Below are 21,457 nucleotides of genomic sequence, written 5' to 3'. Positions count from 1 at the left end.
CGGTCAGGCGACGACGTAGGCCTGCACAGCGTCGCTGAGACGGCGCAGGCCGGCCAGGCCATCGCGTTCGAGATTACGGACGCGGTCGCGGCTGATCCCGAGGATGCGGCCGATGCCGGTGAGGCTCATCGGCTCATCGCCATCGATGCCGTAGCGCATCTTCAGCACGCGGCCCTGGGGATCGGGCAGCTGCTCGAGCAGGGCGCGCAGGTCGCCCTTGAGACATTCGCCATCCACCAGCTCATCAGGACCGGTGCCCTCGCCCGGCAGCAGGTCGAGCAGCTCCGTGTCGTCGCCATCACCGACCTTCGTCTCGAGGCTCACCGGCTGGCGGGCCCGCCACAACAGATCCTTCACCTCCTCCTCGGGCAGCTCGACGAACTGGGCGAGCTCGCTGACGGTGGGGGTGCGACCCAGCTCCTGGCTGAGCTCACGCTGGCCCTTCTTGAGTTTGTTGAGCGTCTCAGTGATGTGGATCGGCAAGCGGATCGTGCGGCTCTTCTCGGCGATCGCCCGGGTGATGCCCTGGCGGATCCACCAGTAGGCGTAGGTGGAGAACTTGTAGCCGCGGGTGGGGTCGAACTTCTCGACGCCGCGCACCAGGCCGATCGTGCCCTCCTGGATCAGATCCAGAAGCTCCATGTTGCGGCGGGTGTACTTCTTGGCGACGCTCACCACCAGGCGCAGGTTGGCGGCGACCATGCGCTCCTTGGCGCGGCGGCCGGCCTGCAGGCGGCGGCGGAGCAGCGCCGGCGCCAGGCCTGCCGCCTCGGCGAGAGCCTCGAGCGTGGGTTCCTCGCCACCGGAGCGCAGGCGCAATTCCTCGCGCAGCTCCTCGATCTGCATCAGCTCCTGCACCTGACGGCCCAGGGTGATCTCCTGCTCATGGCTGAGCAGCGGCACGCGGCCGATGTCGCGCAGGTAGGAGCGCACCAGATCGCCATCGATCGAGGGCAGCACGCGTGCCGCCTGGGCGGCGGCGCGGGGGACCGCCTCACCGGCACCGCTCTGGGCGGCGGGGGAGGAAGCCTGGGGAGAAAACACGGCGACAACCACGGGCCAGCCTTTTGACGCTTTGTAAAGCCTAACCTGAAGAAGTGTGAATGCCTCTCATCCAGCCGATCGGGTTACCCCAGGGGCGGGAAGGAGGTCGCGGCAAGCCGTCACACTGCCCGCGGAGGCCTGTCGGACACCGGCTCCAACCCCGGTCTGGCCATCCCGCAGCGAGGGTCACCTCCCGAGGCTCAGCACCACCGGTCGCCACCGGTCTGGCGGATGGATCTCTCATCCCGGCGATCGGCGACCTGAGCGACTGCAGGCCTGCCCCCAGGCATCACCAGCCCTGGGATCGGGTGGGGCCCCTCCAGCTTCAGCCAGCGGGGAAGCGACGGAGCAGGGCGCCGGCTGTCTGCAGGTAGATGAACACCCCGGCCACATCGGTGGCGGTGGCGATGAAGGGGGCCGACATCAGGGCCGGGTCCAGACCGATGCGGTTGAACAGCAGGGGCAGGGCCGCTCCGGCGGTGGCCGCCAGGGTGGTGATCGCCACCAGGCTGATGCCGGCGGCGCCGGCCACCACCCAGTTGCCATGAGAGACATAGGCGGCCCAGGGGACGACCACCAGCAGCATCAGCAGACCGAGCAGGGCACCGGCCACCGCCTCACGCCCGATCGCCATCGCCGGGCCCAGGGCCTGAAGGCGCTGGGTGCTGAGACCGCGGATCACCACGGTGGAACTCTGGGCGCCGACATTGCCGCCCGTACCGATCAGCAGCGGGATGAAGGCGGCGAGCACCACCACCTGCTTGAGCACCGCATCCTCGGAGGCGATCACCGCGGCGGTGCCACTGTTGGCGAGCAGCAGCACCAGCAGCCACAACACCCGCCTGCGGGCGATCGTGAACAGGTTGCTCTGGAAGTAATCGTCCTCGTCACCGGCCTGGACCGCACCGGCGGCGTACAGGTCGCGGGTGGCCTCCTGCTGGATCACGTCGATGATGTCGTCGACGGTGACGATCCCCACCAACCGCTGCTCCCGATCCACCACGGGAACAGCCAGAAAGTCGTAGCGCTGGATCACACGCGCCACCTCCTCCTGATCGGTGTCGGTGCTGACGCTGACCACCTCGCGCGTCATCACATCACCGAGGCGATCCTCCGGATCGGCCGTCACCAGATCGCGCAGCGACAGCATGCCGGTGAGGTGACGCGAGGCGTCCGTGACGTAAAGGGCGTAGATCGTCTCGGTGTCGCGGGCGCGGCGGCGCACGATCTCGAGGGCCTGGGCGGCACTGTGGAACTCCTTGAGATCGATGAACTCAGGCGTCATCAACCTCCCGGCGGTCTCGGCCTCGTAGCCGAGCATCTGAGCCGTGACGCGGCGCTCGGCAGGGCTCAGCTCCGCCAGCAGGCGCCGCACCACCTTGGCGGGCAGCTCATCGAAGAGGCGCACCCGGTCATCGGGTGACATCTCCTCCACCAGTTCGAGCACCTCACCGGAGCGCATGCGCTCCAGCAGGCTCTGCTGCACAGGCGGCTCCAGGTATTCATAGACCTCGATCGCCTCGTCCTTGGGCAGCAGGCGGAAGGCAAGGGCCTGCAGGGTGCGCGGCAGCGTCCCGATCGCCTCGGCGGCGTCGACCGGCTGCACCGGTTGCAGCAGCAGCTTGGCGCCGTCGTAGTTGGCCGCCTCCAGCAGGCCTTCCAGCTGGCGTGCGACCACCTCAGCAATGGCGGAACTCTCGCCCATCGACCCGCCCGAGCCCTGCTGCGAAGTGTATGAGGCTGGTGGTTAGGGTCCCAGGCATCCCTGAGCACTTCGTCCATGACCGCCTCCGCCAGCAGCCCGTCCGTCAACGTCACAGAGGTCGTGGTGCGCGACGCCTCAGGCGCTGAACGCCGCCTCGGCGACTGGGCCGGCAAGGTGCTGCTGATCGTCAACGTGGCCAGCCGCTGCGGCTTCACCCGGCAGTACGCGGGCCTGCAGGCACTGCAGGAGAGCTATGGAGCGCAGGGTCTGGAGGTGCTGGGCTTCCCCTGCAACGACTTCGGCGCCCAGGAACCGGGCAGCCTGCCGGAGATCCAGCAGTTCTGCTCCACCACCTACGGGGCCAGCTTCGAGCTGCTCGACAAGGTGACCATGGCGGAAGCGCTTTACACCACCCTCACCCAGACCGAACCGGCCGGCCCGGTGGCCTGGAACTTCGAGAAGTTTCTGGTCGGCCGCGACGGCACGGTGCTGGCGCGCTTCAAGAGCGGCGTGGAGCCCGAGGCAGCCGAGCTGAAAGCCGCGATCGAGGCAGCTCTGGCGGGCTGAGCGCTCACCCGCATCAGCCCATCCATCCCAGGGATCTGCAGCCTGCGGGCCGGAGGCTGGTCTGGACAGCCCCCGGAGGTCCTCTCGGCTCGCGGGTCAGATCCCGTCAGAGCAGAGCAGAGCAGAGCAGAGCACAGGAGGGTCCTCCGCTTTGGACCGATCACGATCCGCGCGGGTGAGCCCCCCGAACACCCATCGGCGCAGGCGCGCCTCAGCTGCTCATCCAGCCTCGGGAGGGGCGACCACAGGCCGAGACCGCCTCCACCTGCAGCCAGCGACGCCCCTGAGGCGAAAACCACTGGCGCAGCACCCGCATCGGCACACCCGCATCCACGCGGGCGAGGACCGGGGCCTGACGCTCGGGAGCACAGCGCAGGCTCTGGCAGGCGGAGCTGAGCAACGGTTCCAGAGCGCTCTGACGACGCCGTACCTCGGGTAACCGCCGTTCCGCGCCACCGGCAGGCAGGGCCGCGGGTGCCAGGAGGGCAAACCCGAGCAAGGCAGCCCAGCGCAGGGCAGGCCACCCACGAACGCCAGCACGAACGGAGACAGACGCGCCCATCGATCAGATATCCAGCTGGGTGAGATCCAGCTCGGCACTATGGGTCTCAATGAACTCACGTCTGGGAGCCACCTTGTCACCCATCAGAATCGTGAAGATGCGATCAGCCTCCGCCGCATCCTCGATCTCCACACGCTTCATCATGCGGGTCTCGGGATCCATGGTGGTTTCCCAGAGCTGCTTGGGCATCATCTCGCCCAGACCCTTGAAGCGCTGGATGGTGTAATTGGCCTTCTCGCCAAAACCATCGATAACCCTCTTGAGCTCAGCTTCGTTGTAGCAGTAACTGTGATTCTTGCCACGCTCGACCTTGTAGAGAGGCGGGCAGGCGATGTAGATATAGCCGCCATCGACGAGCGCTTTCTGATAGCGATAGAAGAAAGTCAGCAGCAGGGTGCGGATGTGGGCACCATCCACGTCTGCGTCCGTCATGATCACAATCCGGTGGTAGCGGAGATTCTTCTCATCGAAGTCTTCGCCTTTGATGCCGAGACCCAGGGCAGTGATCAGAGCCTGAATTTCGGTGTTCTTGTAGATCTTGGCATCGTCGGTCTTCTCGATGTTCAGGATCTTGCCCCGCAGCGGCAGAATCGCCTGAAAGCGTCGGTCACGACCCTGCTTGGCGGAGCCACCAGCTGAGTCGCCCTCAACGATGTAGATCTCCGACTCGGACGGATCGCGGGAGCTGCAGTCGGCGAGCTTGCCCGGCAGGGTGGAACTCTCCAGCACGCTCTTGCGTCGCACCAGTTCGCGGGCGCGGCGAGCGGCCTCAGCGGCATTGAAGGCCTGGATCGCCTTCTCGAGGATCAGATCGATCACGGAGGGGTGAAACTCCAGGTATTCGCCCAGGGCCTCGCCCACCAACGAATCGACGATGCCGCGCACCTCGGTGTTGCCGAGCTTGGTCTTGGTCTGGCCTTCGAACTCGGGATCGGGCACCTTGACAGAGAGCACCGCGGTCAGACCCTCGCGGATGTTCTCACCGGCGAGATTGGCGTCGGCCTCCTTGCGCTTGCCACGCTTCTTGGCGAAGGCATTGAGCGTGCGTGTGAGCACAGTCTTGAGGCCTTCGATGTGAGTTCCGCCGTCGACGGTACGGATATTGTTGGCGAATCCGAAGATATTGTCGGAGTAGGCATCGACACACCACTGCAGCGCCGCCTCCACCTGCACGCCGTCCTTTTCAGAGTTGACGTAGATGATGTCGGGGTGAAGCGGATCCTTCTCCGCATTCATATAGGCGACGTATTCCTTGATGCCACCCTGATAGTGGTACACCTCCTCATGCGCCTCCCCGTCGGCGTTACGCGAGGAGATGCGCTCGTCGCGGAAGACGATGCGCACGCCACCGTTGAGATAGGCCAGCTCGCGCAGACGGGCGGCGAGAGTGCCGTAGTCGAACTCAATGCCGCCAGTGAAGATCTCCGTATCCGGCAGAAAGCGCACGAAGGTGCCGGTCTGGGTCGGATCTGCAGCGGGGGATGCGGCGAGGCTGCCGATCGGCACCCCGCGCTCAAAACGTTGGCGATGCTCCTGGCCCTGACGATGCACGGTCACTTCCACCCAGGCACTCAGGGCATTGACCACGGAGATGCCCACGCCATGCAGGCCGCCGGAGACCTTGTAGCCGCCGGCCCCGAACTTGCCGCCGGCGTGGAGCACCGTCAGCACTGTCTCGAGGGCGCTCTTGCCGGTGCGGGGATGGATATCCGTGGGGATGCCACGGCCGTTATCTGAAACGCTGGCGGAGCCGTCTTCGTGGAGGGTGACGACGATCGCGTCGCAGTGGCCTGCCAGGGCCTCGTCGACGGAGTTGTCGACCACCTCATAGACGAGATGGTGCAGACCGCGCGGCCCTGTGGAGCCGATGTACATCCCTGGCCGCTTGCGCACCGGCTCCAGGCCCTCAAGCACCTGGATCTGTTCGGCGCCGTAGGCGGACTGGACTCTGGTGGCGTCGCTCATGCGGGAGGGGCTCCCCGGAGTGGGCAGAGGTGGCGGAACCCCGGGGCGGACAGGGGTGCGAGGAGCGGGAACCTGGGCGGGGGAGGCGGATCCGACCGGTTGATCAGAAAACCCGTTGATCCGAGAGCTGATCCACAAATCTGATCTGAAGACCCTGCCCTGAAAACCCGCGTCACAAAAGCGACTTTACCACTGTCAGCCAGGGCGGCCAGCCGGCCGGGGGCGCGCGTCAGAGTGGAGAAGCCCCATCCCGTGACGCTCCGCTGCCCTGCGTGTCCAAGCCCCTGCGCGACCCGAGTCATGGCGACGATCCGCGTCCGCTGGTGATCGCCCTGATGGGGCCGACCGCCAGCGGCAAGACGGCCCTGGCGATCGAGCTGGCGGAGGCCCTGGATCTGGCGGTGCTGTCGGTGGATTCCCGCCAGCTCTACCGGGAGATGGACATCGGCACCGCCAAACCGACGGCGGAGCAGCGTCGGCGGGTGCGCCATGAACTGCTCGATCTGCGCGCACCGGACCAGCCGATCACCCTGCAGGAGTTCACGGCTCTGGCCGAGGTGGCGATCGCGGCCGAACACCGCCGCCGCGGGGTGGCCCTGCTGGTGGGCGGCACCGGCCTCTATCTCAAGGCCTTGCTCGAAGGCCTGCAACCACCGGCGGTGCCACCGCAGCCGGGACTGCGTGAGCAGTTCGCCGCCCTGGGGCAGCCGCAGTGCCACCGGATGCTGCAGCTGGTCGATCCGGAGGCGGGCGCGCGGATTCTGTCGGGCGACGCCGTGCGCACCCAGCGGGCCCTGGAGGTGCTCTACGCCACCGGCCGCACGCTCAGCAGCCAGCAGCGCCGCAGCCCTCCGCCCTGGCGCGTTCTCGAATTCGGTCTCGATCCGCCGGATCTGGCCGAGCGCATCCGCAGCCGCACCGCCGGCCTCTACGCCCAGGGCCTGCTGGCGGAAACCCGGCGGCTGATCGAGCGGTACGGCTCAAGTTGCCCGCTGCTGGAGACGATCGGCTACGACGAGGCCCGCCGGGTGCTGGCGGGGGATCTGACGGAGCCGGAGGCGATGGCGATCACGGAACGGCGCACGCGTCAGTACGCCAGGCGCCAGCGCACCTGGTTCCGCCGGCAGCACCGGCCCCGCTGGCTGGAGGCCCTGCCAGCGGCAGGCCGATCGGCGGAGGGCTCCGCACCGGCCAGCAGCGCCGTGGCCGGTGCAGATCGCCGCCACGGCGGCGGCAACGACAGCGATGTGCTTCGGCGGGGTGTGCTGGAGGCCCTGCAAGGCCTAGGGTGAGTTCCTTACTGCACCTGTGAATGCCTCCCCGCCCCCGTTTTGATCGCCGCGCTCCCGTGCGGGAGCTCCCCAACATCAACGACCGCATCAGTTACCCCAACCTGCGGGTGGTCGATGCCGACGGCAGTCAGCTGGGAGTGATCACGCGGGAGAGAGCTCTGGAGGTGGCCCGAGAGCGCGAGCTCGATCTGGTGCTGGTGAGCGAGAAGGCCGATCCGCCCGTGTGCCGGGTGATGGATTACGGCAAGTACAAGTTCGAGCAGGAGAAGAAGGCCAAGGAAGCCAAGAAGAAGTCGCACCAGACCGAGGTCAAGGAGGTCAAGATGCGCTACAAGATCGATTCGCATGACTACCAGGTGCGCATCGGTCAGGCCACGCGCTTCCTCAAGGCCGGCGACAAGGTCAAGTGCACGGTGATCTTCCGCGGTCGTGAGATCCAGCACACCGCCCTGGCCGAGACCCTGCTGCTGCGCATCGCCAAGGATCTCGAGGAGAACGCCGAGATCCAGCAGCCGCCCAAGCGTGAGGGCCGCAACATGATCATGTTCCTGTCTCCGCGCAAGCAGGCGGTCGCCAAGACCAGCGGCAAGCCAGCTGCCGCCGCAGGCACCGGTTCGCCCGCCCCGGCCAAGGTCAGCCCCAACGGTGCATCGGCTCCGGCCGCCAGGGCCGAAACCGCCCAGCCCTGAGCCCGTCCCGGCCGGCAGAGCCACTCGCCTGCAGGAGCCGTCGCTCTGCCCAGCACCCGAGCGTTTCCTTCCCCCCAAAGGGGCCTGCGTCCACAGAACCCTCGGCGAGGTGCCGCCTGAGCACCCGCTCAGCGGCCCAGAACCTCCTCGAACAAGGCCAGCATCGTCCGCCACCCCTGGGCGGCCCCCTCGGGATGGAAATCCCTGCGGGCCTCGCAGAGATACCCGTGCCCGGCACCGGGCACCCGGATCAGCCGATGCCGCTCCGGTTCGGCAGCTGCCGCCAGAGCTCCCTCGATCGCGCGCACATCACCCTCGCGGATCAGCGGATCCGCCTCACCGCAGAAGCAGTACAGCCGGCCTTGGATCCGTGATAGCTCGGACAGGGTGGGAGCCCCACCACCGGGACGAGCACCGGCGACACCCGCCCCGTAGAAATCGCAGGTCGCGGCGATGCCAGGAAGCGTGGCCGCCAGCATGGCCACATGGCCGCCGAAGCAGAAGCCGACGCAACCGAGCGGAGCGACGGGATCGGCGATCCGCTCAGCCAGCCATTCCGCCGCCTGCTCCACATCAGCCAGCAGGGTGACGGCCTCGGTGCGCTCCTTGTGGGAGCGACCCAACTGCAGGGAGGCCTCGTCGTAGCCGAGCTCCAGCTCCGGCGCCGTGCGGGCGAACAGGGGCACGGCCAGGGCGGCATAGCCGGCCGACGCCAGCCGGTCGGCGACCGATCGCACCCAGGCGTTGATCCCGAACACCTCCGGCAGCACCAGCACACCGGCCCTGGGCGGGCGGTCCGCAGGCAGCGACAGCCAGCAGCGCAACGGCACGCCACTCCCCTCGCCCTGGCGGGGAGGCACAAGCTGCCACTCGCCCCGGACAGGGGCGGACGGCTCCGGGAGGCCGGCAGGAGACGGAGCGGCTGGATCGATCACGCGAGCCGGGCAAGGTCAGGGGCTGCCGGTCAGCGGCGGCCGGTCAGCGGGAAGGAGCACGGAGGCGCTGTCCAGCCCAACCGTCACAACCCGGCACATCCTCCTATGCCAACGGGGGAATTGTCACGGGGGCAAAAGCTCCGTAGGGTGGCCGCGATTCCATCTGGCCCACCCGGCGTGCGATTCCACATCCAGCAGGAAAGCGACATCCCGGCGTCCACCCAGCTGTACAACCAGATCTGTTTCGCCATCGCCGCCCGCCATTATCCGCCCGGGCATCGGTTGCCGAGCACCCGCCAGCTCGCCATGCAGACCGGCCTGCATCGCAACACGATCAGCAAGGTGTACCGCCAGCTGGAGACCGACGGTGTGGTGGAGGCCATGGCCGGTTCGGGCATCTATGTGCGCGATCAGCAGAAGCCGCGCGAGATCAAGCCACCTCCGGGGCTGCGCCACAAGACCCTGCCCGACATCGATCGGGAGGTGCGCCAGAGCGTCGACGGCCTGCTGAACGCCGGCTGCACCCTCCAGCAGGCCCGCGAGCTGCTCACCCACGAGATCGACTGGCGCCTGCGCTGTGGCGCCCGCGTGCTGGTCTCCACCCCCCGCGAGGACATCGGCGCCTCCCATCTGATCGCCGAGGAGCTCACCCCGAGCCTGGAGGTGCCCGTGGAGGTGGTGCCGATGGAGGAGCTGGAGGCGGTGCTGGAGAGCTCCAGCCAGGGCACGGTGGTCACCAGTCGCTACTTCCTGCAGCCGGTCGAGGAGATCGCCAAGAGCCACGGGGTGCGGGCCGTGGCGGTGGATCTCAACGACTTCCGCCAGGAGCTGGATCTGCTCAAGGAGCTGCGGGCCGGCAGCTGCGTGGGCCTGGTGAGCATCAGCCCGGGCATCCTGCGGGCCGCCGAGGTAATCCTGCACAGCATGCGCGGCAATGAACTGCTGGTGATGACCGCCAATCCCGACATCGGCAGCCGCCTGCTGGCGCTGCTGCGGGCCGCCAGCCACGTGCTCTGCGACCGCCCCAGCCTGCCGCTGGTGGAGCAGACCCTGCGCCAGAACCGCGCCCAGCTGATGCGACTGCCGGTGGTGCACTGCGCCCAGAGCTATCTGGGCAAGGCCACGATCAATCAGCTGCGCAAGGAGATCGGCCTGCTGGCCGTGTGACTGGCGATACTGGCCGGTGATTCACGCGGTTCATGCTGCAAGCCATCCGCTGCGATCTGGCGATCATCCGTGAGCGGGATCCGGCCGCCCGGGGCACCGTCGAGATCCTGCTCTGCTACCCGGGCCTGCATGCCCTGGTGCTGCATCGCCTCAGCCACCGCCTCTGGGGCAGCCGCCTGCCCCTGTTGCCACTGCTGGCGCGCCTGCTCAGCCAGCTGGGGCGGCTGCTCACCGGCGTGGAGATCCATCCGGGAGCGCGGATCGGCAGCGGCGTGTTCATCGACCACGGCATGGGCGTGGTGATCGGCGAGACCAGCGTGGTAGGCGACCGCTGCCTGCTGTATCAGGGCGTCACCCTGGGGGGCACGGGCAAGCAGCACGGCAAACGCCACCCGACCCTGGCCGAAAACGTGGTGGTCGGTGCCGGCGCCAAGGTGCTCGGGGCAATCCAGGTGGGCGCCAACACCCGCATCGGCGCCGGTTCAGTCGTCCTGCGCGACGTGGAGGCGGACAGCACGGTGGTGGGTATCCCCGGTCGGGTCATCCACCAGAGCGGCGTGCGCATCGACCCCCTGGCCCACTCCGCCCTGCCCGATGCCGAAGCCCGCGTGATCCGCAACCTGATGGAGCGCATCGACACGCTCGAGAACGAGCTGGCACGCACCCAGGCTTGCCTGCGCGAGGTGGCGGCTGGCCGCCCCCTGGCCGAGCCCTGTGCCGGCGCCGCCCAGAACCTGCGCGATCGCGAGATTCTGGAGTTTCTCGGGGAGGAGCCAACGATGCGAGGCGGATAGGACGCAAGATCACCATCCACCAAGGACGTCACCCTCAGACAAAGAACGGCAGCCTGGGGCGTTGGCGCTCGAGCAGCCAGAGGGTTCCCAGGGTGCCGGCAGCGTTGATCGCAAGCAACAGGAGCGAGTGGGTGAGGTTGAGATGGCCGCTGATCAGCGCATCCCGCAGACCAGAGAGAACTCGATAAAGAGGATTGAAGTCAGCAGTCCAGGCGAGGCCGGCGAGGGCATCCCGTTGATACAGAATCGGAGACAATAAGAACATCAGCTGAAGCACGATTGGGATCAGCTGAAAGAAGTCTTCATAGCGTACGCCGATCAGGCAGACAAGCAAAGGAAACCAGTAGATGAAAATTAGCAGATTGAGAAAGGGCAACAAGCCAACACCCATCAGATGCAGCAGGAGGGTGGACTGAAAAATGGAGAGGGCGAGAAGAACAAGCAGGAAAGACTGCAGAAAAGTCTGCACCTGAAAGGACCACTCCTCCAGGGAATAAAAGATGGGATGAATATTCGTGTTTTTTAGATTAGAGGCGTTGGACTTGAACAGACCCGGCGAGGCCTGAATCGACGCCGCAATGCAATTCCAGACGACCATACCAGTGCCCAGGTACACGACATAGGCGCTGAAATCCTCAACCTTGAACACAGTGCCGTAAACAACCGCAAGCACCGAAATGGAGAGGAGGTTGGAAAGACCGAGCCAGAAACTGCCCAGCGTGGTGCGGGCAAAGCGTTCACGGGTGCGCGATGATGCCGTAAACCACCAGGCACGACGACTCTTCCACCCGAAGCGCAGGCAGTCAGCAACAGGTTTCATGATAAAAGGCAAGAGAGTCGTCAAGCGGGCCGTCAAAGACGATTTCACCACGATGGAACACCAGACCGCGCCTGCAGAACTGACGCAAGAGATCGTCGGCATGGCTTGCCAGGATCAGCGTGCCAGCGGCCTCGATGAACTCCTCCATACGCTGCTGTGCACGTTCAAAAAAACGAGCATCCCCGGCGCCGAAGCCTTCATCCAGAGCCAGGCAGTCGTGACTACCAGAGGTCAACAGAGCGAACAAGAGCCTGGCAGACATGCCTTCGCTATAACCCTTCATGGGCAGATGAATGAAGTCTCCCAGCTCTGAAAATGCAACAATGTCTTCGAGGTACTGGGAAAAACCACGCAGATGACCATGGGCCAGCAGGTAATGCCCCTTGACCGCCTGGAGGCCACTGAGCTCAGGGCCGGTCAGGAAGCTCTTCTGAATCATCGGGTAAACAGGGCAACTGGCTCGGAAGAATCCGGCCGTGGCCGTATAGATCCCAGAGATCAGGCGGAGGAAGGTGCTCTTCCCGGCGCCATTGTGCCCGATCAGGGCAACCCTTTCACCGTGGTGGATGGTACAGGTGATACCACGCAGAGCTTCCACCTCGGCTCCGGTGCGGGTCTGGTGCACAGCACCACCTGTCAGAGAACGAAGCAGAGCCTTCTTGATCGTACGCGCCTCCTGACTGTTGACCGGTATCTTCAGCCAGACATCCCTGAGCTCCAGAACAGGGGAAGCGATGGCTGCAGTCATCAGACCAAGGTCGCCTGATTCTGCACCGGAGCAGGCTGGAACATGAACATCGAATAAATGACGTTGCGGCGCATCTGCGTCATCATTTCCAGAAACATGTCATAACCTTCGTTCTTGTACTCAATCAGCGGATCCTTCTGGCCGTAACCCCGTAAACCCACCGACTCGCGCAGCGCATCCATCGCCTGCAGATGCTCACGCCAGAGCGTGTCGATCTGCTGGAGGATAAAGAAGCGCTCCGCCTCCCGCATCAAGCCTGGCCTCTGCTGCTCCACCTGACCCTCCTTGAGGTCGTAGGCGTTCCGCATCTGCTCCTGCAAGAAGGTCTTGAGCTCCTCCATTGACAGGCCGCGCACATGCTCGGGCTTGAGATCTTCCAGCAGATAGATGAATTCCTGGACCTTGCCGACCAGGCGATCGAGATCCCATTCTTCTGGCGGCAGATCGGGATTGACATAGGCCTCGACGATGTCGTCAATGGTGCGCTCGCCATAGCCGATCACCTGCGCCTTCAGCTCACGCCCCTCCAGCACACGACGCCGCTCTGCATACACCGCCTTGCGCTGGTTATTCATCACCTCGTCATATTCGAACACCTGCTTGCGGATGTCGTAGTAGTAGGTTTCCACCTTCTTCTGGGCACCCTCCAGCGAGCGGGTGAGCATGCCGGATTCGATCGGCATGTCCTCCTCAACGCGGAATGCATTCATCAGGCCGGCGACGCGATCACCACCGAAGATGCGCAGCAGGTTGTCCTCCAGCGACAGGAAGAAGCGGGTGGTACCGGGGTCTCCCTGACGCCCAGCCCGACCCCGCAGCTGGTTGTCCACCCGCCGTGACTCGTGCCGCTCGGTGCCGATCACATGGAGGCCACCGGCTTCACGCACCCGCTGCTCCTCCGTCTTCGTCACCTGCTCGTATTCCGCCTTGACCCGGGCGATGCAGGCCCGCAGACGCTGAATCTGGGGGTCGTCGGTGGGCGCCTTCTCACCCGCCTGGGCGATGCGATCCTCCAGCTCGAGCAGCGTCAGAGCGCGATCACCCCAGGCCTGCACCAGCTGCTTGACCAACGCCACCAGCTCCGCATCGGTGTCGGCGCTGAGGCTGCAGGGATAGAGGCTGCTCTGGGAGGCCGCAGGAGCCTTGGCCAGGGACGTTGCGCTGAAGCCACCGCCCCCTTCGGCGGAACGCTGCAGCGGCACCGGCGGACGGTGCCCCTCCTCGGGGCGCACCAGCCGGGGCAGCAGCACCTCACGCAACTTCAGGCGCGCCATGAAGTCGGCATTGCCACCCAGGATGATGTCGGTGCCGCGACCGGCCATGTTGGTGGCGATCGTCACGGCGCCGGCTCGGCCGGCCTGGGCGACGATCTCCGCCTCGCGCTCCACGTTCTCGGGCTTGGCGTTGAGCAGGTTATGGGGGATGTTCTGTTCGGCGAGCAGGGAACTGAGCAGCTCGGATTTCTCGACGCTCGTGGTTCCAACCAGCACCGGCCGACTCTCAGCGTGAACAGCGGCGGTCTCAAGGGCAACGGCACGCCACTTGGCCGCCTCACTCTTATAGACCTGATCGGTCCAGTCACCGCGCTGGCTGCGGCGATTGGTGGGCACGATCGTGACTTCGAGCTTGTAGGTCTTCTCGAATTCCACCTCCTCGGTCTTGGCAGTGCCGGTCATACCGGCGAGACGGGGATACAGCAGGAAGAAGTTCTGGTAGGTGATCGAAGCGAGCGTCTGGGTCTCAGGCTGGATCGGCAGTCCCTCCTTGGCTTCGATCGCCTGGTGCTGTCCGTCGCTCCAGCGACGACCGGGCATGACACGACCGGTGAACTCATCGACGATCACCACCTCGTCTCCGCGCACGATGTAGTTCACGTCGCGGATGAACAACTCCTTGGCCTTCAGGGCATTGTTGATGTAATGCGCCCAGGGATCCTGAGGATCGAACAGATCGTTGACGCCCAGCATCTGCTCAGCCCGCGCGAAGCCCTCATCGGTGAGCGTGCAGCTGCGCTGCTTCTCGTCCACCTCATAGTCGCCCTCGGGGTCGATGCCGTCCTTCCCCTGCTCGGCGGCTTTCTCCAGGGCCGCGGCCACGTCGGCAGCGCGCTGGTACTTCTCCTGGGGGCGTTCCACCTGACCGGAGATGATCAGTGGCGTGCGCGCCTCATCGATCAGGATCGAGTCGACTTCGTCGATGACGCAGTACTGGAAGGGTCGCTGCACCACCTCGATGATGTCAGCGGCCATGTTGTCACGCAGATAGTCGAAGCCCAGCTCCGAGTTGGTGGCGTAGGTAATGTCGCAACCGTAGTTGCGGCGGCGCGTGGCCGGATCCATATCCTGCTGGATCAGGCCCACCGACAGGCCAAGGAAGCGGTGGATCTGGCCCATCCACTCGGCGTCGCGCCGGGCCAGGTAGTCGTTCACCGTCACCACATGCACACCGCGGCCGGTGAGGGCATTGAGGTAGGAGGGCAGGGTCGCCACCAGGGTCTTGCCCTCGCCGGTCTTCATCTCGGCGATCTGGCCGTCGTGCAGCACCATGCCGCCGATCAGCTGCACATCGAAGTGGCGCATCCCCAGCACGCGCCGGCCGGCCTCGCGCACCACCGCGAAGGCCTGGGGGAGCAGCTCATCGAGCAGCTGCCGCTCGCGGGCGAGCTGGGCCTCGAGGCTGCCGCCGCTGGATCGGGCGCTCTCGAGCTTCTGCCGGAACTCGGCGGTGAGGCCGCGCAGCTCGTCGTCGCTGAGGGGAGACACCTCCTCCTCGAGGAGGTTGATGTCAGAGACGATCGGCTGGTACCGCTTCAGCTTGCGGGCATTGGGATCACCCAGCAGCAGCTTAAGCATGGCGGCAGGTCGGGGCGCACAGTCTACAGACGTGGCTGCTGGGGGCCGGCTGCAGGGCCATCGGTGGACCGGCTGCGGGGCACACGCTGCCTGATCAGGCGGAGGGGCGTACCGGCGTAGACGCCATAAGCGTGCAGGCGGGACCGTACAACCGAACCGGCGGCGACGACCACACCATCCTCCAGGACGGCGCCATCCAGAAGGACACAGTTAGCGCCGATCCAGACATCATTGCCAATACGTATCCCCCCCCTACTCGGAAGAAAACCCTGCTTACGAATCAGCTCATCAGCATCTTCAAAGGCATGATTAACGGGAGCAAGGGTACAATTTGCGGCTATGGCCACATCATCGCCAATGGAGATACCATTTCCGGTATAGATAACGCAACCAGAATTGATCACACATCGACTGCCAATCCGAACTGCGCCCAAGCCGCCAGCGGGCTTGAATTTGACGAAGCTATCAACGACAGAATCTTCGCCAATGGAGATCAACGATCCTCGCGACGATGGCTCAATGTCAGCCAATGACGAGATCATTGCGGTGGGATGGACTTCCAGCATCATCACCTCCTGCCAAGGATCGCGACAAAGTTAAGACGGAATCAGAAAGCAGAGCATCCATCCGTAGCCGCGCAAGTGAGGGAGCGACTCCGAAACCCACACCATCAAAAGCCGAGTCTGCAGGGGAGTTCTCAGCTAATCTGGATCAAAGTGGCTCATTGAATGGAATGGTGCTCTGCAGGTGACACCAGCGCAGTCACCACCATCACGTGAGGGCAGCGTGAACGCGCCCAGGGACCCAGGCCCCAGGCGCGAACGCAAGGCTTAGGCAGGGAGCAGGGTCTTCAACTTCTCAGCGAATGAAGCGCGAGCAGTCTGAGTGATGACGAAATCAACCTGCAACTCCTGAAGGCGACGATCAGCGGCACTGATGCGCGCGATCTGTTCACGCGCCTCGGCGGATAGAGAGTCCAATGAGAACTCCCTGCCGTCGATGGTAATGGTGGAAGGCTGGGACAACTGTTCCATGACTCAAGAGACGAACAGCACCACTCTCGATTAAAACAGGCCCATCTGTCAAGTTATGGACCGAGACAGGAAGCGGAGCAGCAGAGAGCAAACCGGCCATCTGAGCCTCTACTCTACGACGAGTGGCAGGCGACAGATCGAAGCAGGAAGACTGGAAAATAAGCGCACCTCTGATCCCGATGGCGTACATCATTCCACCGACGATACAGATGTGCACGGCAGTCGCGCCAAAGAGAACAGAAGATCCATATAAATAGGGCTTCCTGAAAAAGTGAGAGGGAGGTCAAGCTGTCAAAGAGCCGAGCCTGAGTGAGGCGGAGACTGGCCGTTCATGTGGGGCTGAGATGAGTGCTCACACACACGAATGGTGACCCCTTGCCTGGTTGATTGCACAGGAGAAGTTGCAGCCAGGACGCAAAAAGAACAAAAAGAAGCTCCAGCAGCTTCTCGAGGTTCATCACCAGAATATTGAGTGCGATGGTTGAACCCTGGGTCACAGCGAGCTTCTCACGTATCAGGCCCAGTCCAAAACGCCTCTTGCCTTGGCCGATCTTGCCTTCAACGGCATTCCTTTGGCGCTGGTCATCGATGAACTGCTGCTTCTCGGCAGCCACCAATTCAGGATCGTTCTTCGGCCGTCCAAGTCGCGGGCCACTCAAACGGATTCCATGGCGCTGGCAGAAAGCACGGTTCGATCTTGTGCGGTAGATCTGGTCAGCACAAATCACCTGCGGATAGTGACCATGGCGACGCCGATAGGAAATCGCTTGACCCTTGAGGTCTTCTCCTTCGTTGTAGGGGTCATAACTCAGGCGATCGAGGAAGGTGAATCCCTCGCCGGTGACAGAGATTGAGATCTTGGCTCCGAACTCAACATTGCAACGAGCTTTCCCGCGGACAATCGGCCTGATATGTGCCTGGCAGAGGCTGACGATGCGATCTGGGATACTTCTGCTGTCTGCGTGATAGAGAATGGTCTGCTGGCGGACCAGCTCGCTGATCACCAGCAACTTCCGGTAGATATGCCGTCCGGCGGCCAGAAGGCAGCCACCACAGGCGATCAGGGCGTCAACGCTTGCCAGATTCCGCTTGAGGTGACCAAGCTGCTGTTTGATCGCTTTGCGGATCTTGCTGATCCTTGGCTTCTTCTTTTTGGCCACTGCAAGAAACTGCCGCCTCGCCTTTTTGCGGTGTGTACGCGGCTTGTGGCCAAAGCGTTCCCTGACGTGGGGATGCATCGCATCAATCAGGATCTCAGTCATCTCCCTGGCTTCATTGAGCAGGGATAGATCGGTGGGATGACGGATATCCACCGGCGCACAGGTGGCATCGATCAAGAGTGAACCCTGATTCGGCTGCTTCTGCGAGGATGGCTTTGGTTGGTCGGGAGGACTGGTCGATCCGCCACTGCTGTCGTCATCCGCTGGGCCCTGGGGATCTGATGAGCGAATCATTTTCAGGCCGTGGCGCACAATCCGTTCATTGCAGTCATTCACAATCGCTTCTGGCAAGCGCTTGCGGAAATACACCATCATCGATGGATCAAACGGCGCCGAAGACTGGAACGCTTCCAAGCCAATGAAAAACTGGAGATAGGGGTTTTCCTTGATCTGCTCCACCAGTTCTTCATCCGTGAGCCCGAGACGGGCCTTGATGATCAAGGCACCCAGTGCCATGCGAAAGGGTTTTGCCGGTGCTCCAAAGCCCTTACAGAATTGCGCCGCGTAGTCGTCCTCCAGTTCATCCCACGGAATGAGCTCAGCCAGCTTGATCCACCGATTATCACCGGAGAGTTTGCCGCCAAACGGCAGGAAGAAGTTTTCGAACGAGAGCTGATAACGATGCTCACGCCGATACATGTGGAAACCTCCGGACCGCTTTTGGGCTCAGATCGGCCCGTTCACGCACATTTTACCGTCAGAAACTGCCGAGATCCATTGCACTGCAGTGGATCTGCCCTTATTCAGGAAGCCCTAAATAAAACCAGGGAATGCAGCGACATGCCAGCATGCTGAGACTGCTAGATTGGATGGCAAAAGAAGCGGAATCAGGCGACCGCGTCCTGAGGGAAAGCAGCCTGCAGATCCTCGGATGTAGCAAAAGGCAGTCGCTGAATGATAGAGAGCAGCCGGGGGCTCATCGCACTGCCATGAAACACCGGCATCCCATGAGACTGAGACACCTTCCTGACCACCTAAGCTTCCACAGCCATAGGAACGATTGAACTGTCGCGGAGATCAAGACGACGGAAGGACGGATGAGTCGCGCTCCAAGTCCAAGACACCGAGCGAAAGCATAGGAAACCCACAAAAAGACGTTCTCTTGCGGATCCGGAGGTTGTATCGAGCCAGAACAGACGGATCCGCCTCCAATCGGGCCAGGACAGCATCCGAATGTGAGAAGTGACAACAGAAAAGCTTGTTGAAGCCAATAGCGAAAGGAACCAGCCTTCGCGCCAGGGGTGAAGAGAAGAAGGATGTCGCTCCCGAGACGACACCGAGCCAGTCCTGATTGAGGATGTCATCAAGTATGAGCATTCCATATGGGCCGAGTAGCTCCTGGCCGACCTGAAGGTCGTTGATCGTATGCGTAGCTGTATGGCCACCGTCAATCGAAATCAAACCAAATTGATGGCGACCCAACCGCGCTGGGTCGAGATCGAGAGAATCCAGCTCCAGCGACTTCACGCGCTGAGGATGCTTGGCGAAATCGGCAACATGCTGCAGAAAGATCCGTTGATTGCCGCGACCTGAGTGATCCACATTGAGATCCTGCCGCGAAAACACATCCACAGCCCAACAATCCCCGTCCGGAGGCGTCAGCTGCTCGAGAACCAGAAAATACTTGCCGTGATGAACGCCTATCTCGAGCGAGTTGAAAACGAGCCCCTCGCCCAGAAACTCGGCTGCATAAGCACACGTAAAGAAAGCCGCCTCAAGATCGAGCCATCCGAAGACATGCTGCCAATGGGGAGAGTTTGGCTTCATACAGATACAAGCGAGCGAAGGGTTGAGGCCAACTAAGCAGACTGAACAGCGGATGTAATCGCCACTTCAAAATTGCGCGCAAAGGCGTGGGCATCACACAGCACAGATTGACGCATCTGCTCACGCAGAGTCGAGCGATAATGAATGAGTCGAGGGACATCCTGAGCCAGGGCAACAGACTTGGCAATAAACTCCTCCTCGGAGACAGCAACCAACTCAGGGCAACCAAGATTGCGCAGGATTGCAGAGCAGACGCGCTGGTGAATATTCGTACCTTCGAGGCCGACAACTGGAACACCCATCCAGAGAGCATCGCAGGTTGTCGTTCCTCCCACCACAGGAAAGGTATCCATCGAAAGATCAATGTCATTGTAACAATCCAGGAAGTAACGCCCCTGTGCACGATTATTGATCATGGTCAAACGAGAAGGATCAACACCGCGAGACGCGAACTCGGCGGACAAGTTCTCACGCAACAAACGCGACTCAAACTCCCGCCGATAGAAGAGCAGTCTTGAGTTGGGGACCTGACGCAAGACCGACGCCCAGAGGTCTACAACCTTAGGGGTGAGCTTATAGCTGTTATTAAGACTGCCAAAAGATACGTGGCCATTGCGTTGACAGGGAAGCTCTTCTGTAATCGCAATTTCCGTCATGGAGCCAAAGCAGACTGATGAACCCTGCATGATCAAGGCTTTCTCAACCATGTAATCCGGTGAAGCAGGAGCCAGGTATTGATCCAACAGCAGATAATCCAGATCAGCCAGAGCGGTCGTACCGGGATATCCGAGCCAGCCAATCTGGACAGGCGCAGGACGATAAGCAACAACGCCCGCACGATTGTGGTTCGTAAAGCCAGTGAGGTCCATGAGAACGTCGATCGAGCGCTCACGAACAAGGGAGGCCAGTTCGCGATGGCTCAGGCGCTCAACATCATGAAACTGCGGGATCTTGATACGTAATTCCTTCTGAACAGGATCATTGGGGTCCGGATAGCAGGAAAAAGCCTCCAGCTCAAAGCGGTGACGATCGAGTTGGTCGACGATAGGATTCAGAAATTTGGCAACAGAGTGCTGCCGCAGATCAGCACTGAGTAAACCGATGCGTATCGGCGCACCATCCCTGCCTAGCCGGGCAATCATGGGTTGCGAGATTGGACTTTGGTAGGCAGGGTTCTGGACCCACTGCGCCCACCGTTCATAGACAGCACGCAGCTTCAGATGCTGATCATGGGTTTCCGCAAGCGTCAGAAAGTTCAGCGATGTGAACGGAATAGAATTGACAGGCATGGTTTGCGCAGCATCAAACCAGTCTTGCTTCTGGATACCAGCAAAGTCACAGACCCTGCGCATGCGGGTGAGATGGTCGAAACTCGGTGGCGAGTCGGGCTTCAATTCAATGGCCTTGGCACTGCAACGATAGGCCTCATCAAGCTCGGCCTTGATGTGATGCTCGTTAGCGAGATTAGACCAAGGGTTAGGATTCGAGGGTTCAAGCTCGATCGACTTCCGGAACGCCTCAATAGCCTTGTCATGGCGCGCCGTCTTGGAATAGAGGTTGCCGAGGCTATTCCATACATTCGATCGACTCGGGTTGAGGCGAATCGAATTCAGCAGGCTCTTCTCGCTGGCACCAAAGTGACTCAGGCGTGTCTGAAAGATGCCAAGATTCGACCATAAATCAGCATTATCAGAGCGAAAAGCCAGATAGCGGCAACAAATCAGGGCACCATCAAAATAACGGTGCTCGCTGAAGGCTTTCGCAGCAGACTGAATATAGCCTGCTAGGAACTTGTCAAATCCAGGAGCAAAAGCCGTCGAGGCTGGAAACCAGCCATACCAGGATTCAATCACCTGCTGCCACTCAGCCTTCAACCCAAACAGACGACTTCGCTGCAAGCGGAGGCCTTCATGCGCGGGATTGGCGCGAATACAATCATCCAGCAGGGCTAGACCTGGATCGGCAACTCCGAGGCGTTGACGAAGACCGATCACACTCGCAACGAAGTCTGCATTGAGCCTGGTGGTTGGATCAGTGCTCATTAAATCAACAGCCAGATCAGCGGCAGGTTGCAGCTGATCGGCGGCCAGTAACTGCTCAAACTGAACCTGGCGACCAGGCTTCTGCCCCTGCAGCGCTCGAGGCGGGGGCGTCGGAGACTGCGAAGCAAAACCACGCGCCGACATGCTCACAACAGGCAGAGTTGTTCAACACTCTAACTGGGGACTCCTGAAAAACGACTCGCGTGCCTCACTGGGGCAAGCCGACGAACAGGGGTGATGGCAGCTCGAATCCG

17 protein-coding genes and 1 pseudogene are annotated in these 21,457 nt (G+C 62.6%); 5 read left to right on the top strand and 13 right to left on the bottom strand.

From position 1 onward, the window contains the following. Positions 1-3: 3 nt before the first annotated feature. Both H8F25_RS12795 and mgtE read right to left on the bottom strand, forming a co-directional pair. Complete coding sequence (locus H8F25_RS12795; protein WP_197213838.1) at positions 4-960, bottom strand: RpoD/SigA family RNA polymerase sigma factor; 957 nt, start codon at positions 958-960, stop codon at positions 4-6. 409 nt (positions 961-1,369) lie between these two features. Beyond that, positions 1,370-2,749 carry a magnesium transporter gene (gene mgtE / locus H8F25_RS12790; protein ID WP_197210743.1) on the bottom strand — a complete coding sequence of 460 codons (1,380 nt, stop codon included), beginning with the start codon at positions 2,747-2,749 and terminating at the stop codon, positions 1,370-1,372. A gap of 75 nt (positions 2,750-2,824) precedes the next feature. On the opposite strand from mgtE, the gene H8F25_RS12785 reads away from it, so the two are divergent. Further along, positions 2,825-3,316, top strand: a complete 492-nt coding sequence (locus H8F25_RS12785) for a glutathione peroxidase (RefSeq protein WP_197210742.1) — start codon at positions 2,825-2,827, stop codon at positions 3,314-3,316. 211 nt (positions 3,317-3,527) lie between these two features. Here H8F25_RS12785 and H8F25_RS12780 read toward each other — a convergent pair whose 3' ends face one another. Together H8F25_RS12780 and gyrB are read right to left on the bottom strand one after the other, a co-directional pair. Then, entirely contained in the window at positions 3,528-3,815 is a 288-nt protein-coding gene (locus H8F25_RS12780; protein WP_231596828.1) for an SH3 domain-containing protein, read from the bottom strand. Between the two features lie 66 nt (positions 3,816-3,881). Continuing rightward, a complete protein-coding gene (gene gyrB / locus H8F25_RS12775) occupies positions 3,882-5,843 on the bottom strand; it encodes a DNA topoisomerase (ATP-hydrolyzing) subunit B (RefSeq protein ID WP_197210740.1) in 1,962 nt (653 codons plus the stop codon). A 335-nt stretch (positions 5,844-6,178) separates the two neighbouring features. Here gyrB and miaA point away from each other — a divergent pair. Further along, a pseudogene (gene miaA / locus H8F25_RS12770) lies at positions 6,179-6,988 on the top strand (tRNA (adenosine(37)-N6)-dimethylallyltransferase MiaA); the annotation flags it as partial. A gap of 167 nt (positions 6,989-7,155) precedes the next feature. Next, entirely contained in the window at positions 7,156-7,824 is a 669-nt protein-coding gene (infC, locus tag H8F25_RS12765) for a translation initiation factor IF-3 (RefSeq protein ID WP_231596827.1), read from the top strand. Positions 7,825-7,952: 128 nt separating this feature from the next. Here infC and H8F25_RS12760 read toward each other — a convergent pair whose 3' ends face one another. Continuing rightward, the gene (locus tag H8F25_RS12760) at positions 7,953-8,684 is read right to left on the bottom strand and encodes a dienelactone hydrolase family protein (RefSeq protein WP_197210739.1); all 732 of its coding nucleotides are present in this window, start codon (positions 8,682-8,684) and stop codon (positions 7,953-7,955) included. Positions 8,685-8,936: 252 nt separating this feature from the next. Here H8F25_RS12760 and H8F25_RS12755 point away from each other — a divergent pair, with 252 nt between their 5' ends. Beyond that, positions 8,937-9,926: a GntR family transcriptional regulator gene (locus H8F25_RS12755; RefSeq protein WP_197210738.1), complete on the top strand. Its 990-nt coding sequence runs from the start codon at positions 8,937-8,939 to the stop codon at positions 9,924-9,926. Positions 9,927-9,958: 32 nt separating this feature from the next. After that, a complete protein-coding gene (cysE, locus tag H8F25_RS12750) occupies positions 9,959-10,720 on the top strand; it encodes a serine O-acetyltransferase (protein ID WP_197210737.1) in 762 nt (253 codons plus the stop codon). A gap of 34 nt (positions 10,721-10,754) precedes the next feature. Here the strand turns inward: cysE and H8F25_RS12745 are convergent, their stop codons facing one another. The 8 genes from H8F25_RS12745 to H8F25_RS12710 form a co-directional block, all read right to left on the bottom strand. Further along, the gene (locus H8F25_RS12745) at positions 10,755-11,642 is read right to left on the bottom strand and encodes an ABC transporter permease (protein WP_231596826.1); all 888 of its coding nucleotides are present in this window, start codon (positions 11,640-11,642) and stop codon (positions 10,755-10,757) included. After that, positions 11,524-12,288: an ABC transporter ATP-binding protein gene (locus H8F25_RS12740; RefSeq protein WP_197210735.1), complete on the bottom strand. Its 765-nt coding sequence runs from the start codon at positions 12,286-12,288 to the stop codon at positions 11,524-11,526. The genes H8F25_RS12745 and H8F25_RS12740 overlap by 119 nt, the downstream gene beginning before the upstream one ends. Then, positions 12,288-15,140: a preprotein translocase subunit SecA gene (gene secA / locus H8F25_RS12735; protein WP_197210734.1), complete on the bottom strand. Its 2,853-nt coding sequence runs from the start codon at positions 15,138-15,140 to the stop codon at positions 12,288-12,290. The genes H8F25_RS12740 and secA overlap by 1 nt, the downstream gene beginning before the upstream one ends. A 23-nt stretch (positions 15,141-15,163) precedes the next feature. Next, positions 15,164-15,682, bottom strand: a complete 519-nt coding sequence (locus tag H8F25_RS18200) for a DapH/DapD/GlmU-related protein (RefSeq protein ID WP_370525890.1) — start codon at positions 15,680-15,682, stop codon at positions 15,164-15,166. Between the two features lie 288 nt (positions 15,683-15,970). Then, positions 15,971-16,174 (bottom strand): DUF6447 family protein, encoded by a 204-nt coding sequence (locus tag H8F25_RS12725; protein ID WP_197210732.1) that lies wholly within the window; start codon positions 16,172-16,174, stop codon positions 15,971-15,973. 329 nt (positions 16,175-16,503) lie between these two features. Next, the gene (locus tag H8F25_RS12720) at positions 16,504-18,033 is read right to left on the bottom strand and encodes an IS5 family transposase (RefSeq protein ID WP_231596824.1); all 1,530 of its coding nucleotides are present in this window, start codon (positions 18,031-18,033) and stop codon (positions 16,504-16,506) included. A 378-nt stretch (positions 18,034-18,411) separates the two neighbouring features. Next, on the bottom strand, positions 18,412-19,161 hold the full coding sequence (locus H8F25_RS12715; protein WP_197210731.1) for a class I SAM-dependent methyltransferase: 750 nt from the start codon (positions 19,159-19,161) through the stop codon (positions 18,412-18,414). A gap of 32 nt (positions 19,162-19,193) precedes the next feature. After that, positions 19,194-21,347 (bottom strand): glycosyltransferase family 41 protein, encoded by a 2,154-nt coding sequence (locus tag H8F25_RS12710; RefSeq protein ID WP_197210730.1) that lies wholly within the window; start codon positions 21,345-21,347, stop codon positions 19,194-19,196. Positions 21,348-21,457 lie beyond the last annotated feature (110 nt).

The sequence above is a fragment of the Synechococcus sp. CBW1004 genome (genome assembly GCF_015840715.1).
In the GTDB taxonomy this organism is placed as follows: Bacteria; Cyanobacteriota; Cyanobacteriia; order PCC-6307; family Cyanobiaceae; genus Cyanobium.
This window is presented reverse-complemented; position numbering and strand designations above follow the sequence as displayed.

Excerpts from the sequence above, each read along its gene's own strand:
- mgtE (WP_197210743.1), bottom strand. The coding sequence starts at position 2,749 with ATGGGCGAGAGTTCCGCCATTGCTGAGGTGGTCGCACGCCAGCTGGAA.
- H8F25_RS12785 (WP_197210742.1), top strand. The coding sequence starts at position 2,825 with ATGACCGCCTCCGCCAGCAGCCCGTCCGTCAACGTCACAGAGGTCGTG.
- gyrB (WP_197210740.1), bottom strand. The coding sequence starts at position 5,843 with ATGAGCGACGCCACCAGAGTCCAGTCCGCCTACGGCGCCGAACAGATC.
- infC (WP_231596827.1), top strand. The coding sequence starts at position 7,156 with ATGCCTCCCCGCCCCCGTTTTGATCGCCGCGCTCCCGTGCGGGAGCTC.
- cysE (WP_197210737.1), top strand. The coding sequence starts at position 9,959 with ATGCTGCAAGCCATCCGCTGCGATCTGGCGATCATCCGTGAGCGGGAT.
- H8F25_RS12745 (WP_231596826.1), bottom strand. The coding sequence starts at position 11,642 with ATGCCGACGATCTCTTGCGTCAGTTCTGCAGGCGCGGTCTGGTGTTCC.
- H8F25_RS12740 (WP_197210735.1), bottom strand. The coding sequence starts at position 12,288 with ATGACTGCAGCCATCGCTTCCCCTGTTCTGGAGCTCAGGGATGTCTGG.
- secA (WP_197210734.1), bottom strand. The coding sequence starts at position 15,140 with ATGCTTAAGCTGCTGCTGGGTGATCCCAATGCCCGCAAGCTGAAGCGG.
- H8F25_RS18200 (WP_370525890.1), bottom strand. The coding sequence starts at position 15,682 with ATGATCTCGTCATTGGCTGACATTGAGCCATCGTCGCGAGGATCGTTG.
- H8F25_RS12725 (WP_197210732.1), bottom strand. The coding sequence starts at position 16,174 with ATGGAACAGTTGTCCCAGCCTTCCACCATTACCATCGACGGCAGGGAG.
- H8F25_RS12720 (WP_231596824.1), bottom strand. The coding sequence starts at position 18,033 with ATGTATCGGCGTGAGCATCGTTATCAGCTCTCGTTCGAAAACTTCTTC.
- H8F25_RS12715 (WP_197210731.1), bottom strand. The coding sequence starts at position 19,161 with ATGAAGCCAAACTCTCCCCATTGGCAGCATGTCTTCGGATGGCTCGAT.
- H8F25_RS12710 (WP_197210730.1), bottom strand. The coding sequence starts at position 21,347 with ATGTCGGCGCGTGGTTTTGCTTCGCAGTCTCCGACGCCCCCGCCTCGA.